General features: G+C 64.7%; 12 protein-coding genes and 1 pseudogene. 9 read left to right on the forward strand and 4 right to left on the reverse strand.

Annotated elements, in window-relative coordinates:
* Nucleotides 1-264 precede the first annotated feature (264 nt).
* The 3 genes from IVB29_RS13595 to IVB29_RS13605 all read left to right on the forward strand — a co-directional run bounded on the left by IVB29_RS13595 (nt 265) and on the right by IVB29_RS13605 (nt 3,090).
* Nucleotides 265-879 (forward strand): hypothetical protein, encoded by a 615-nt coding sequence (locus IVB29_RS13595; RefSeq protein ID WP_247503877.1) that lies wholly within the window; start codon nt 265-267, stop codon nt 877-879.
* A 193-nt stretch (nt 880-1,072) separates the two neighbouring features.
* The gene (locus IVB29_RS13600; protein ID WP_247503878.1) at nt 1,073-2,026 is read left to right on the forward strand and encodes a ribose-phosphate pyrophosphokinase; all 954 of its coding nucleotides are present in this window, start codon (nt 1,073-1,075) and stop codon (nt 2,024-2,026) included.
* A gap of 278 nt (nt 2,027-2,304) precedes the next feature.
* Nucleotides 2,305-3,090, forward strand: a complete 786-nt coding sequence (locus IVB29_RS13605) for an IclR family transcriptional regulator C-terminal domain-containing protein (protein WP_247503879.1) — start codon at nt 2,305-2,307, stop codon at nt 3,088-3,090.
* Nucleotides 3,091-3,093: 3 nt separating this feature from the next.
* Here IVB29_RS13605 and IVB29_RS13610 read toward each other — a convergent pair whose 3' ends face one another.
* Nucleotides 3,094-3,486: a group II truncated hemoglobin gene (locus tag IVB29_RS13610; RefSeq protein WP_247503880.1), complete on the reverse strand. Its 393-nt coding sequence runs from the start codon at nt 3,484-3,486 to the stop codon at nt 3,094-3,096.
* 2 nt (nt 3,487-3,488) lie between these two features.
* Entirely contained in the window at nt 3,489-4,397 is a 909-nt protein-coding gene (locus tag IVB29_RS13615; protein WP_247503881.1) for a helix-turn-helix transcriptional regulator, read from the reverse strand.
* Nucleotides 4,398-4,535: 138 nt separating this feature from the next.
* Here IVB29_RS13615 and IVB29_RS13620 point away from each other — a divergent pair, with 138 nt between their 5' ends.
* On the forward strand, nt 4,536-6,077 hold the full coding sequence (locus tag IVB29_RS13620; RefSeq protein ID WP_247503882.1) for a benzoate-CoA ligase family protein: 1,542 nt from the start codon (nt 4,536-4,538) through the stop codon (nt 6,075-6,077).
* A 39-nt stretch (nt 6,078-6,116) separates the two neighbouring features.
* Here the strand turns inward: IVB29_RS13620 and IVB29_RS13625 are convergent.
* A pseudogene (locus IVB29_RS13625) lies at nt 6,117-6,464 on the reverse strand (ATP-dependent DNA ligase); the annotation flags it as partial.
* Complete coding sequence (locus tag IVB29_RS13630; RefSeq protein WP_247504308.1) at nt 6,461-7,498, reverse strand: ligase-associated DNA damage response exonuclease; 1,038 nt, start codon at nt 7,496-7,498, stop codon at nt 6,461-6,463. The pseudogene IVB29_RS13625 and the gene IVB29_RS13630, both read right to left, overlap by 4 nt.
* 64 nt (nt 7,499-7,562) lie before the next feature.
* Here IVB29_RS13630 and IVB29_RS13635 point away from each other — a divergent pair, with 64 nt between their 5' ends.
* From IVB29_RS13635 to IVB29_RS13655, 5 genes are all read left to right on the forward strand, one after another.
* Nucleotides 7,563-8,489 carry a methyltransferase domain-containing protein gene (locus IVB29_RS13635; RefSeq protein ID WP_247503883.1) on the forward strand — a complete coding sequence of 309 codons (927 nt, stop codon included), beginning with the start codon at nt 7,563-7,565 and terminating at the stop codon, nt 8,487-8,489.
* A 116-nt stretch (nt 8,490-8,605) separates the two neighbouring features.
* Nucleotides 8,606-9,835, forward strand: a complete 1,230-nt coding sequence (locus IVB29_RS13640; protein ID WP_247503884.1) for an ABC transporter substrate-binding protein — start codon at nt 8,606-8,608, stop codon at nt 9,833-9,835.
* A gap of 203 nt (nt 9,836-10,038) precedes the next feature.
* Nucleotides 10,039-12,615: a ligase-associated DNA damage response DEXH box helicase gene (locus IVB29_RS13645; RefSeq protein ID WP_247503885.1), complete on the forward strand. Its 2,577-nt coding sequence runs from the start codon at nt 10,039-10,041 to the stop codon at nt 12,613-12,615.
* A gap of 52 nt (nt 12,616-12,667) precedes the next feature.
* Entirely contained in the window at nt 12,668-13,339 is a 672-nt protein-coding gene (gene pdeM / locus IVB29_RS13650) for a ligase-associated DNA damage response endonuclease PdeM (protein ID WP_247503886.1), read from the forward strand.
* Nucleotides 13,340-13,457: 118 nt separating this feature from the next.
* Nucleotides 13,458-13,889: a hypothetical protein gene (locus tag IVB29_RS13655; protein WP_247503887.1), complete on the forward strand. Its 432-nt coding sequence runs from the start codon at nt 13,458-13,460 to the stop codon at nt 13,887-13,889.
* Nucleotides 13,890-13,919 lie beyond the last annotated feature (30 nt).

The raw sequence follows: 13,919 nt of genomic DNA on the forward strand, positions 1-13,919 counted from the left end.
CGCTGCAGAGCCGGGGCCCATTCGGCAACGAGTCTGCGGTGCGTTGTGGGTCCCGGCTCAGCGCAGCAGCGCTACGCGCCGCAGCGCGTCCGGGACACACCTTGCGTGTTACTCAGAGCCAAGTGATCGCGCTGGAAGGGTGAACACACCGGCAACGCCGTCTCATTCCGGGGCTATGCACAAATATCGTGCCCGTAATGCCCCGGATCTGTGTCGCCCCCGCCCTAGACGTTAATGCGTTTTAACGATATCGCTGCCTCCATAATGAGGGACGCGTCATTCATCCTGGGCCGCGCGGGTTCGCGCGTGCTGGCGGTCATGCTGCTGGCGGCGGCGACCGCGCTTGGCGGCTGCGCCGGCGGCGGTAATGTTGCCAACTCCTATGCGATGGCGCCGAGCGGCGGCTCCGGGGCAACCGTGGCCTTCGAATCGATCGACGGACCGCCGCCGCAGGTATTCGACCGCATGGTCGGCGTGCTCGACAGCGAATCCAAGCTGCGCAGCCTGTCCGTGGTCTCCCGCGAGGGCACGGCTGCCTACCGCGTGCGCAGCTACCTCTCCGCCCAGGTGGTGCGCGGCAAGACCGTGATCGCCTGGGTCTGGGACGTCTACGACGCCAACCAGCAGCGAGCCCTGCGGGTCTCGGGCGAGGAACTGACCTCCGCCAAGGGTGGGCGCGACCCCTGGCAAGCCGCTGACGATCTGGTGCTGCGGAAGATCGCCCAGGCCGGATTCAGCGGACTTTCCAACATGATCAACGGGACGCCGGACGCGCCCGGCGCTGTTCCCGGCCTGCGGGGCCCGGCGGTGGCGAGCGTGATCCCGGAGGCACCGGCAACCGAGATGCCGGCTACCGCGCTCGGCTATGCCGAGCGATAACCCCCGCTCAACCACGGTCTCAAGTTGCGGCCAAGCCGTTGGCCCGACTCAGGATTTTCGAAGGGAAAACGTAGCATCCCGGGTTGCCATTGCGGCCCCCGGCCTGATATTTCCTCGCCCGTCGTAACCGTGCTTTCAGTGGGTATCTGAGATGTTGAACGTCCTATCCAGCAAAGCGCGGGAGGAAGCGTCCATGTCGGCCAAGAACGGCTCCATCAAGCTTGTCGCCGGCAACTCCAATCCGGCTCTCGCCCAGGCCATCGCGCAGGGCCTCGACCTGCCGCTGACCAAGGCGGTGGTACGGCGCTTCGCCGACATGGAGATCTTCGTCGAGATCCAGGAGAACGTCCGCGGCTCGGATGCCTTCATCATCCAGTCGACCTCGTTCCCGGCCAACGACCATCTGATGGAATTGCTGATCATCACCGACGCGCTGCGCCGCTCCTCGGCGCGCCGCATCACCGCGGTGCTGCCCTATTTCGGCTACGCCCGGCAGGACCGCAAGTCTGGCTCGCGCACGCCGATCTCGGCAAAGCTCGTTGCCAATTTGATCACGCAGGCCGGCGTCGACCGCGTCATGACGCTCGACCTGCACGCCGGCCAGATCCAGGGCTTCTTCGATATCCCGACCGACAATCTCTACGCGGCGCCACTGATGGTGCGCGACATCAAGGACAAGTTCGACCTCTCCAAGACGATGGTGATCTCGCCCGACGTCGGCGGCGTGGCGCGTGCGCGCGGCCTTGCCAAGCGCATCAACACCCCGCTCGCGATCGTCGACAAGCGCCGCGAACGCGCGGGTGAGTCCGAGGTCATGAACGTGATCGGCGACGTCGCCGGCTACACCTGCATCCTGATCGACGACATCGTGGACTCCGGCGGCACGCTGGTGAACGCGGCTGATGCGCTGATCGCCAAGGGCGCCAAGGACGTCTACGCCTACATCACCCACGGCGTGCTCTCCGGCGGCGCGGCGGCCCGCATCACCAACTCCAGGCTGAAGGAGCTCGTGATCACCGACTCGATCCTGCCGACCGAGGCGGTGAGCAAGGCGCCGAACATCCGCACGCTGCCGATCGGCAGCCTGATCTCGGACGCGATCGCGCGTACCGCCGCGGAAGAGTCGGTGTCGAGCCTGTTCGATTGATTTTTTCTTCGCCTCTCCCCGCGTGCGGGGAGAGGCCGGAATTCGCGCGAAGCGCGGATTCCAGGTGAGGGGGACTCTCCGCGAGTCTCACTCCCACCGTCTCCGTGGAGACTCCCCCTCACCCCACCCTCTCCCCGCAAGCGGGGCGAGGGAGCGAAAGATCGAGCTCACCTAACCGAAAACTATCCAAGGCGATTGTTCGCCTATTGAACGAATGGGCGAATTATGACATGCCTTGGAAAGGCAGCAAGCACTATTTTGCAGGATTATCCGAGGCCATGCCCAAGCTGAAGCGGAGTGACACGGACGAGCGCGCGACGGATTTCGTCGAGAGCCTCGATCGCGGACTGCGCCTGCTTCAATGCTTCGGCACGACGCCGGGTCCGATGACGCTGAGCGATCTCGCCCGCGCCGCGGACCTTCCCCGTGCTACTGCGCGTCGTATGCTGTTCACGCTCCAGCGCGGCGGTTACGTTTCCGGCGACGGCAAGCTGTTCACGCTGACGCCGCATGTGCTGACGCTGGCGGCGTCCTACCTGCGCTCCAACCAGCTCGTCACGGTCCTGCAACCGGTGCTCGACCGCGTTGCGATTGCGGCAAATGAAATCGCCTCGCTCGCGGTGCTCGATGGCGATGACGTCGTGTTTGTCGCACGCAGCAGCCCGGCGCGGATGTTTTCCGGCGGCCTCGAAATCGGCTACCGCCTCCCGGCCTTCTGCACCTCGGTCGGCCGCGCCATGCTGGGCCAGCTCGACGATGCCGATCTCGCCGCGCGGCTAAAGGCTATGAGACGCGAGCCGCTGACACCGCAGACGGTGACAGATCCGAAAGCACTGCTCACGCGCGTCGCCGCCGACCGCGCGCAAGACTATTCGCTTGTCGACCGCGAGGCCGAGCCGCATTTCCGTTCAATCTCGGTTCCAGTGCGCCGTTACGACGATGTGATCGTCGGCGCCATCAATATGGGCGCCCACGTCGATCGCGTGCCCGTGCAGGAATTGATCGAGCGATTTTTGCCGCTACTGCGCGAGGGCGCGGAGTCGGTGCGGTCGCAGTTGCTGTAGGCGCTACCGGTTCCGCATCCAGTCGGCGAGCCCGGACAGCGCGCGATCGAGATCCTGTCGCGCAGCGGCGTCCGCGATCGTCTCCTCCATCGCGCCGCGCATGCAAAGCAGCCACGCATCGCGCTCGGCATCGCCGATGGCAAAGCCGAGATGCCGCTGCCGCAGCCGTGGATGGCCCTTCTCGACGGAATAGAGTTTTGGGCCACCGGTCCATTCGGTGAGATAGCGCTTCAGCACGTCCCTGATCAGGCCGAGGTCGTCCGCATGCATCGCGCGGATGATCTTTGCCTCCGGCAGCGTGTCCATGCGGTCGTAGAAGCGGTCGACCAACAGGTCGATCGTGGCACGGCCGCCGATCCGCTCGAACATGGAGATGGTGACGTCGCTGTCGGTCATCCCTACAGCGCCACGCTGCGCAGGCCAAAACTGCGGGCTTCGTTCTGCAGCACCGGCCTTACCGCATCGATCAGCCTTGCAGCCGCAGCATCCACCGACAGCCCCGCCGTATCCACTACCGCCGTCGCACGCGAATACAGCGGCTCGCGGCTCAGCAGGATATTGCGCAGCTCGGCCATTGCGGAGCGATCATCGGCCATCGGCCGCAGGTCGCCCTGGCGGCGGACGCGGGCCATGTGCTCCTCCGGCTCGGCCTTCAGCCAGATCGTGTAGAACGACGACAGGATCTGGTCGAAGGTCAGGGGCTCGGAGACGATGCCGCCGCCGGTCGCCAGCACCATCAACTCGTTGCGGGCGAGGAGCTGTTGAAGCGCCGCCTGCTCCATACGGCGAAAGCCTTCCTGGCCATATAGCGCGATGATCTCGGCGACCGAGAGGCCGTTCTGCTGCTCGACCTCCTTGTTGAGCTCGACAAAGCTCCAGCCGACCTTCTTCGCCAGCATTCTCCCAAGCGTGGACTTGCCAGCGCCGCGCAGCCCGATCAGCGCGATGCCGCAGAACGGCGCGCGTCGCGGCGCGGTTGCGCTGCCGCCGGCGAGCAGATCTTTTGCTTGAGCGATCTGCGCAGGCGTGGCCTTGCGCAGCAGGTCGCGAAACATCTGCCAGTCTGGTGTCGGATCGGCGGAGGGGAGCAAATCTTCGAGATGCGCGCCCATCGCATCTGAGACGCGGCGCAACAGCACGATCGAGACATTGCCCTTGCCGCTTTCGAGCTGCGCGATGTAGCGCTCCGAAATCCCCGATACCTTGGCGAGCACTTTGCGCGACATGCCGCGCAGCGCGCGCATGGTGCGCACGCGTTGGCCGAGCTGTTCGAGAAATCGGGATTCGGCTTCGGGACTGTCGGTCATGAGCCTTCTTTAGCGGATGCCTTCTTGAAAGAAGGCCCTGCAGCGTGTTTTAATGAAACATAATGCCTGCTGGCATTGACAGCAAGTCGCCGCAGTGTCTTTCTATGAATTATAATTCTAAATTCGGGGGAGACGACCGTGAGCGAGGGATCCTATAACGCGGTGACCTGGCTGCTCGACCGTAACGTCGAGGAGGGCCGAGCCAACAAGCTCGCCTTCGACGACACCGTCTCGCGGCTCACCTATGGCGAGCTTGCGCGCGAGACCCGCCGCGCCGCCAACATGCTGCGCCGGCTCGGCGTCCGCCGCGAAGAGCGTGTGGCGATGATCATGCTGGATACGGTCGATTTCCCGGTCGTGTTCCTGGGCGCGATCCGCGCCGGCATCGTGCCGGTGCCGCTCAACACGCTGCTGACCGCGGATCAATATGCTTACATCCTCGCCGACTGCCGCGCGCGCGTGCTGTTCGTCTCGGAAGCGCTCTATCCCGTCATCAAGGACGTGGTCGGCCGCATGCCGGATCTCGAGCATGTCGTGGTCTCCGGCGCCAAGCAGAACGGCCACAAGCAGCTCACTGAGGAGATCGCCGGCGAAGCCGATCAGTTCACCACTGCGGCGACGCATCCGGACGAGCCGGCGTTCTGGCTCTATTCGTCGGGCTCGACCGGCATGCCCAAGGGCGTGCGCCACATTCATTCGAATTTGCAGGCGACCGCCGAGACCTACGCAAAGCAGGTGCTCGGCATTCGCGAGAATGATGTTGGTCTGTCCGCGGCAAAACTATTCTTCGCCTATGGCCTCGGCAACGCCCTGACCTTCCCGATGTCGGTCGGCGCCACCACGATCTTGAACAGCGAGCGCCCGACTCCGGCGCGCATGTTCGACCTGATGAACCGTTACAAGCCGTCGATCTTCTACGGCGTGCCGACCTTGTTCGCGGCGATGCTCAACGACGAGGCGATGAAGAGCGAGCGCGGCGGCGGCGCCTTGCGCATCTGCACCTCCGCCGGCGAGGCGCTGCCGGAATCCGTCGGCAACAGCTGGAAATCGCGCTTCGGTGTCGACATTTTGGACGGCGTCGGCTCGACCGAGCTGTTGCACATTTTCCTGTCGAATGCGCCAGGCGACATCAAATACGGCTCGTCCGGCAAACCGGTGCCGGGCTACGCGGTGCGCCTTGTCAACGAGGCGGGCCAGGATGTCGCTGATGGCGAGGTCGGCGAGTTGCTGGTCGATGCGCCCTCAGCGGGCGAGGGCTACTGGAACCAGCGCCACAAGAGCCGCCGCACTTTCGAGGGGCCGTGGACTCGCACCGGGGACAAATATGTCAGGGATGCCGAGGGCCGCTACACCTTCTGCGGCCGCGCCGACGACATGTTCAAGGTCTCCGGCATCTGGGTCTCGCCGTTTGAGGTCGAGAGCGCGCTGATCACGCATCCGGCGGTGCTGGAAGCCGCCGTGGTGCCCGAGGCTGATCCTGAAGGCTTGCTGAAGCCAAAGGCTTTCGTCGTGCTGCGCCCGGGCGCGACGACGGCGGATTTGCAGGAGATGCTGAAGGAGCACGTCAAGCAGAAGATCGGGCCGTGGAAATATCCGCGCTGGATCGACGTGGTGGATTCCCTGCCGAAGACGGCGACCGGGAAGATCCAGCGGTTCAAGCTGCGGGACGGGGCGAATTGAGCGCGCTTAGTATGATGCACACTGCTGCACCGAACTCCGCTGCGCTCCCTCCCCCCTTGTGGGGGAGGGCGGGGGAGAGGGGTGGCTCGGAAAAGACTCGTCGTTGTTTGCGTTGCGCTTCGGCCACATCAGCGCCACCGTCTCCGAGAGATCGCCGACATAGTCGTAACTCAACCCGAACAGCACCGGATCGGTCCGGGATGCAATGAGGTCGCGGATCAGCGCGGGTTTCGCGTGCTTGAAGCTGAGCGCGCCGGTCAGCGCGGCCAGCGCGTAGCCGCGGTCGGAATCGCCGGTCTCGCGAAAATAGCTGGTGAGCAGCCGCAGCTTGTTGTTGCGGCCGGGCTCGTAGGCGAGGCGGTCCAGCAGTTCGGCGAAGCGGTTCATGCTTCCGCCTCATCAGGGAGCGGCGTCTCGCTCTCCTCCTCGTCGCCATAGCCGACGAGATCGAGCGGCTGCGCACGTAAGCCACGCGACTTGCACCAATGCACCAGCGCATCTTCCTGGCCGTGGGTGACCCAGATCTCGCCGGCGCCGGTCGCGGCAATCGTCGCGGTGAGGCCGTCCCAATCGGCATGGTCGGAGATCACCAGCGGCAGTTCGATGCCACGCTGCCGGGCACGGGCGCGCACGCGCATCCAGCCTGACGCAAACGCGGTGACGGGGTCGGGGAAACGGCGCGTCCAGAGATCGGACGTGGCCGAGGGCGGCGCCAGCGTGATGGTGCCGGCGAGCGCCGCCTTCTTCATGCCCAGCACCGGCCTGAGCTCGCCGAGCGCGATGCCGCGGCTCTGATAGTACTCGGTGATCTTCTCCATCGCGCCATGCAGATAGATCGGCGCGTCATAGCCGGCCTGGCGCAGCAGCGCGATCACGCGCTGCGCCTTGCCGAGTGAATAGGCGCCGACAAGATGCGCCCGTTCGGGAAACAATGCGACGGACGCCAGCAGCTTCTTCACCTCGTCGGCCGCATCGCCATGCCGGAACACCGGCAAGCCGAATGTCGCCTCGGTGATGAAGACGTCGCAGAGCACCAGCTCGAACGGGGTGCAGGTCGGGTCAGGCGCATCCTTGTAGTCGCCGGAGGCGACGATGCAGGTGTCCTTGCAGGTCACGGCGATCTGCGCCGAGCCCAGCACATGGCCGGCCGGGTGAAACTTCACGCTGACATCGCCGAGCCGGATCTCTTCGCCATAGCTGATGACTTGCGTCGATCCGGCAAAATTCTCGCCATAGCGCAGCCGCATCATGTCCAGCGTTTCCTGCGTCGCCAGCACGGCGCCATGGCCGGCGCGGGCGTGGTCGGAATGGCCGTGGGTGATCACGGCCCGCTCCACGGGACGGACAGGGTCGATATGGAAGCCGCCGGGCTTGCAGCACAGGCCGGCAGCAGCTGGCAACAGGATGTCTTGCGGACGCATGCCTGTTATATAGGTCGCGCCACCGCATCTTCGAGTCACCACCCGCTCTCCTCTCTGGTTCCCAATGCCCCTGCGCCTGTTCCTGACCTCCGGCGATCTCATGGCCGACCGCCGCTTCGAATTCGCACGTGATCTCCAGCTCAAGGGCGATCTGCCGGCCGCTGCCGACCTCATCGAGCAGGCGATCGAGTTCGCCCCCAACTTCACCTCGGCCTGGTTCACGCTCGGCGAAATCCGCGCGCAACTCGGCGAGCGCGACAAGGCCGTTGCGGCGTTTCGCGAAGCGCTCCGGGGGGATCCCAATGATCAGCACGGCGCCGAGCTGCATCTGATGCGGCTCGGCGATGCGCAGCTCTCCGAAATGCCAAAGGCCTATGTGCAGGCCCTGTTCGATCAATATGCGCCGCGCTTCGAGCGTACGCTGGTCAACGATCTCGACTATCGCGGGCCGTCGTTGATCTTCAAGGCGGTGGTGGCTGCGCGCGTCGCCGCGAAGAAGCCGGCCTTGTTCAAGCATGCCATCGATCTCGGCTGCGGCACCGGGCTTGCGGCCGCGGCCTTCGCGAGACAAGTCGATCGTTTCATCGGCATCGATCTGTCGCCCGGCATGATCAGGGAGGCGCGCGCCACAAATCTCTATGCCGAGCTCGAAGTCACCGACATGATCGAAGGCCTGCGCACGAAGGCCGATGCGAGTGCCAACCTCGTCGTCGCCGCGGATGCCTACGTCTATCTCTCCGATCTTGCGCCGGTGCTGACCGAAACGAAGCGCGTGCTCGCATCCGGCGGCGTGCTCGCCTTCACGGTGGAGACGCATGACGGCGACGACATCGTGCTCGGCGAGGGCCTGCGCTATGCCCACTCAGCGGAATATGTCCGCGGTGCCATTGCGAAGGCCGGACTCAAGCTGCTGACACTGGAGTCGGGTTCTCCACGCATCGAGAATGACGAGCCGGTGCGCGGTCTCGTCGCCGTCGCCGAGAAAACTTGAGTCTAGGCGCTAAACACGCGGCGATTTAAGCGTCATTGCGTCGCAAAGCGGCGACTTCATGCTTGCGAGCCGTGTTGCGTTCCCAGCACAATGCGCGCGCTAGGGAGAAACAGATAATGACCAAGAATCCATCGCGGCGCGATTTCAGCGCCGGCGCACTCGCCACCGTCGCTGCATCCACTCTGCCTGCGCCGTACCTCTGGGCCGCGGAGAAGAAATACGATGCCGGCGCCACCGACACCGAGATCAAGATCGGACAGACCGTGCCGCATTCCGGCCCAGGCTCGCTCTACGGAGTGCTTGGACGCATCGGCGAGGCCTATTTCCAGATGCTGAACGAGAAGGGCGGCATCAATGGACGCAAGGTCAAGTTCCTCACCATGGACGATGCCTACAGCGCGCCGAAATGCGTCGAGGCGACGCGGCGTCTCGTTGAGCAGGAAGAAGTGCTCGCGCTCTACGGCTCGCTCGGCACCGCGCCACAGACCGCCGTGCACAAATACCTGAACTCCAAGGGCGTGCCGCAACTGCTGCTCAACACGGGCGCGTCGAAGTGGAATAACCCGAAAGAGTTCAAGTGGACGATGGCGGGCCTGCCGCTCTATCCGACCGAAGCACGCATCCTGGCGCGGCATGTCGTCAACGTGAAGCCCAACGCGAAGATCGGCATCCTCTATCAGAACGACGACTTTGGCCGCGACTTCCTCGGTCCGTTCAAGAAGGTGCTCGCTGATGCCGGCGGCACCGCGCAGGTGATCATGGAGCAGACCTACGATCTCACCGATCCGACGGTTGATTCCCAGCTCATCAATCTCTCGAAGTCGGGCGCGGATGTCTTCTACAACATCACCACCGGCAAGGCGACGTCGCAGGCGATCCGGAAGGTCGCTGAGCTCGGCTGGAAGCCGCTACAATTGTTGTCGGCCGGCTCCACGGGCCGCTCGATCCTCAATGCTGCGGGCCTCGAGAACGCCACCGGCATCGTCGCCATCCGCTACAACAAGGAGGTCGGGCTGCCCAAATGGGAGAAGGACCCGGACGTGATGGCGTTCGAGGAGCTGCGCAAGAAGTACACGCCGGCCATCGACCAGGACAACACCATCGCCTTCGCCGGCTACGGCCAGGCGGTCACGATGGGCGAGATCCTGCGCCGCTGCGGCGACGATCTCAGCCGCGCCAACGTGCTCAAGCAGGCCTCCACGCTCGCGGGCTTCCACTCGCCCTATTTTCTCGATGGCGTGACTTACGACTACACCCCCGAGGACTACACGCCGATGAAGACGCTCTTCATCTCGATCTTCAGCGGCAAGGACTGGGACATCTCCGACAAGCCGATGTCGGAGTAAGTTTTCTCCCTCTCCCCGTTCTTACGGGCAGAGGGTTGGGGTGAGGGGCTCTCTCGGCGTATTCAGTGACAATTGGGCTCGCGGAGGCTCCCCCTCACCCGGAATCCGCGCTGCGCGCGCATTCCGGCCTCTCCCCGCAAGCGGGGAGAGGCGAAGTAAGCCACCCCTCGACGAACCCACCCCCACGGCTTACCTGTCATGCCGTGCCGCCCCGCATCCTCAAAATCCCGGCCGAGCCGGGCATGCTGCTGCCCGACCGCTTCCAGCGATGGTTCGCGGCGCGGAGCTGGTCGCCGCGTGAACATCAGCTGGCGCTGCTGGAGAAAGCGCGCGAGGATCGTTCCGCACTGCTGATCGCGCCGACCGGCGCAGGCAAGACGCTGGCGGGCTTTCTGCCGACGCTGGTGGACCTGAGTTCTGCGCCAGCCGTTTCGGCGAAAACGGTTGTCTCCACCGGCCGCAGACTCCAGCGCAGTAGCGGCCTGCACACCCTCTACATCTCGCCGCTCAAGGCGCTCGCCGTCGACATCGCTCGCAATCTGGAACGGCCGGTCGCGGAGATGGAATTGCCCATCAAGATCGAGACCCGCACCGGCGATACACCAACATCGCGACGCCAGCGGCAGCGACGTTATCCGCCGGATATTTTGCTGACGACACCGGAGCAACTCGCGCTGCTGTTGTCCTCCGACGACGCGCCGTTCCTGTTCTCCTCCTTGAAGCGCATCGTGCTTGACGAGCTGCACGCGCTGGTGACCTCCAAGCGCGGCGACCTGCTCTCGCTGGGGCTCGCGCGGCTGTGGCGGCTGGCGCCGCAGATGCGCGCGATCGGCTTGTCCGCGACGGTGGCCGAGCCGGAATCACTGGCGCGCTTTCTGGTCCCGCAGCCGAAAGATAGTCCCCAATCGGCCGACATCGTCATCGCCGGTGGCGCCGCGCCGCCCTTGGTCGAGATGCTCGACACGCGCGAGCGTCTACCCTGGGCCGGCCATAGCGCGCGCCATGCGCTTCCCGAGATTTACGAGCTGATCAAGGCGAACAAGACCACGCTGGTGTTCGTCAACACCCGCAGTCAGGCCGAGATGCTGTTCCAGGCTCTCTGGAGCATGAACGACGATAATCTCGCGATCGCACTGCATCACGGCTCGCTCGACGTCGCCCAGCGCCGCAAGGTCGAGGACGCCATGTCTGCAGGCAAACTGCGCGGCGTGGTCTGCACCTCCTCGCTCGACCTCGGTGTCGACTGGGGTGACGTCGATCTCGTCGTCAATATCGGCGCACCCAAGGGATCCTCGCGCCTGATGCAGCGCATCGGTCGCGCCAACCATCGCCTCGACGAAGCCTCGCGCGCGGTGCTGGTGCCGGCCAATCGCTTCGAGGTGCTGGAGTGCCGCGTCGCGATCGATGCCATCGCCGAGAATGCGCAGGACACGCCGCCCCTGCGCACCGGTGCGCTCGACGTGCTTGCTCAGCACGTCCTCGGCTGCGCCTGCGGCGAGCCGTTTCTCTCCGACGAGCTTTACGACGAGGTGCGCACCGCCGCGCCCTACGCCGAGCTCACGCGGCGGGATTTCGACGATGTCGTCGATTTCGTCGCCTCCGGCGGCTACGCGCTGAAGACCTATGAGCGCTTTGCCCGCATCAAGCAGGACAAGGAAGGGCGCTGGCGCGTCGCCAATCCAAAGGTGCGTCAGAGCTACCGCATGAATGTCGGCACCATCGTCGAGGACGACATGCTGAAGGTGCGGCTGGTGCGCTCGCGCGGTGGCGGTCAAGGAAAAGCGGGCGGCTCGACCGGCGTGATCGCCCGCGGCGGCAGGTTGCTCGGCGAGATCGAGGAAGCTTTCATCGAGGGTCTCAGCCCGGGCGATACCTTCGTGTTCTCAGGCGAGGTGGTGCGTTACGAAACACTGGTCGAGGATCAGGTCTACGTCTCCCGCGCCAACGATAAAGACCCGAAGGTGCCGTCCTATATGGGCGGCAAGTTTCCGCTCTCGACCTATCTCGCCGAACGCGTTCGCCGGTTGCTCGATGACGCGCGCGCGTGGCATGCGTTGCCGGAGCAGGTGCGCGACTGGCTATCCCTGCAAAAAGACGTCTCCCGCGTGCCGGCGGTGCGCGAGCTGCTGGTGGAGAGCTTTCCGCGTGCCAACAAGCATTACATCGTCTTCTACCCCTTCGAAGGACGCCTTGCACACCAGACGCTCGGTATGCTCTTGACGCGCCGGCTGGAGCGCGCCCGTGCGCGGCCGCTTGGCTTCGTCGCCAACGAATATGCGGTGGCAATCTGGACGCTCGGCGACATGTCGTCCATGATCCGGAACGGCGGGATCGATCTCAACGCGCTGTTCGATCCGGACATGCTTGGCGACGACCTCGAGGCATGGCTCGCGGAATCCGCGCTGATGAAGCGCACCTTCCGCAGTTGCGCAATTATTTCCGGCCTGATCGCCCGCCGCCACACCGGCGAGGAGAAGAGCCGCCGCCAGGTGCTGTTCTCGACCGATCTCGTCTACGACGTCTTGCGAAAACACCAGGCCGACCACGTCCTGCTGCGTGCCGCGCGAGCGGACGCCGCCACCGGCCTGCTCGATCTTCGCCGGCTCAGCGACATGCTGACCCGCATCCAGGGCCGCATCACCCACCGGGAACTCGACCACGTCTCCCCGCTCGCCGTCCCGGTGATGCTGGAAATCGGCCGCGAGTCAGTCTATGGCGAAGCTGCAGACGAGCTTTTGGCGGAAGCCGCCAACGAGCTGGTCAAAGAGGCGATGGGATAAAGCAGGTTTTGACGTGACGGTAGGCGCGCTGGTTTCAGGAGATGTCGAGGACATGCGCGTTTCCGGAGTCATCATCCGCGATGTGACCTTCGCAGCCGATCTCTCCGGCGCGTTGTTCTGGGAAGAGCAGCGCCTGCTCGTCGTCTCCGATCTGCATCTGGAAAAGGGTTCGAGCTTCGCCACGCGCGGCGTGCTGCTGCCGCCCTACGATACGCTCGCAACGCTGAGCCGTCTCGCTGCTGTCATCTCCCGCCATGACCCGCGCACAGTCATCGCGCTCGGCGACAGCTTTCACGACCGCACCGCGCATGAGCGCCTGTCCGCGGACGATCGTGACGCCGTCGCCGCGCTCCAGAGCGGCCGCGACTGGATCTGGATCTCGGGCAATCACGATCCAGCGCTGCCGTGCAATCTCGGCGGCACCATTGCCGACGAGGTCGCGATCGGCCCGATCACCTTCCGCCACGAGCCGACCGGCGCGCATGGCGAGATCGCCGGCCATCTGCATCCGAAGGCGCGCGTCTCCGCGCGCGGCCGCTCGATGGAGCGCCGCTGTTTCGCCAGTGACGGGATGCGCGCCGTGATGCCGGCCTTCGGCGCCTATGCCGGCGGCCTCAGCATCCGCGACGCGGCTTTCGCAAGAATCTTTCCGAAGAACGGCTTTGTCGCCCATCTGCTCGGTGACCGCCGCGTCCACGCGATTGCGGCCTCGCGCTGTTATTGAGCTGCAATCCTCGCTCTAGAACAAATTAAGAACACTTTAGCAAGTCTTTGATATATCATTGTGATTCGGCGCGTTGCCGACACAATATCTAGCGTCTGTCCGACTTTGCGAGGACTACATGTCCACCATTGCCTTCGATCAATTTGCCCTCACCCGGATCGCCGATTTCGCGCGCTCGCTGTCGCGACTGCATCAGGCGGCGCGGCGCCAGAGGATCGATGATGACCAGTTCGACCGCGAGTTCAACGCGGTGTGCCAGTCGATCTGGGGCTACACCATCGACGACATCAGCGACGACCTGTTCTCGGTCGAGGACCACCTGTTCCTGGATACGCTGGACGAAGCCCATGCGCGCATCTTCGCGGCCGAGCAGGGCTACGACCTCATCGGTGAAGCCGGCCTGCTGACCGACTGGTGGGGCTTCTGCTGGATGATTCTGGCCGAGAAGCGCGGGCTGCTGACCCAGGAAAACCGCGCCGCTGCGCGTGCGGCGATCGAGGAGAAATATCTAGCCGCGCCGAATGTGATCGGGGTGATCATCGGGAGGTGACGGTCTCATGCCCCGGCTCAGCGTCGCGTC

The organism is Bradyrhizobium sp. 1, assembly GCF_023073315.1.
Taxonomy (GTDB): domain Bacteria; phylum Pseudomonadota; class Alphaproteobacteria; order Rhizobiales; family Xanthobacteraceae; genus Bradyrhizobium.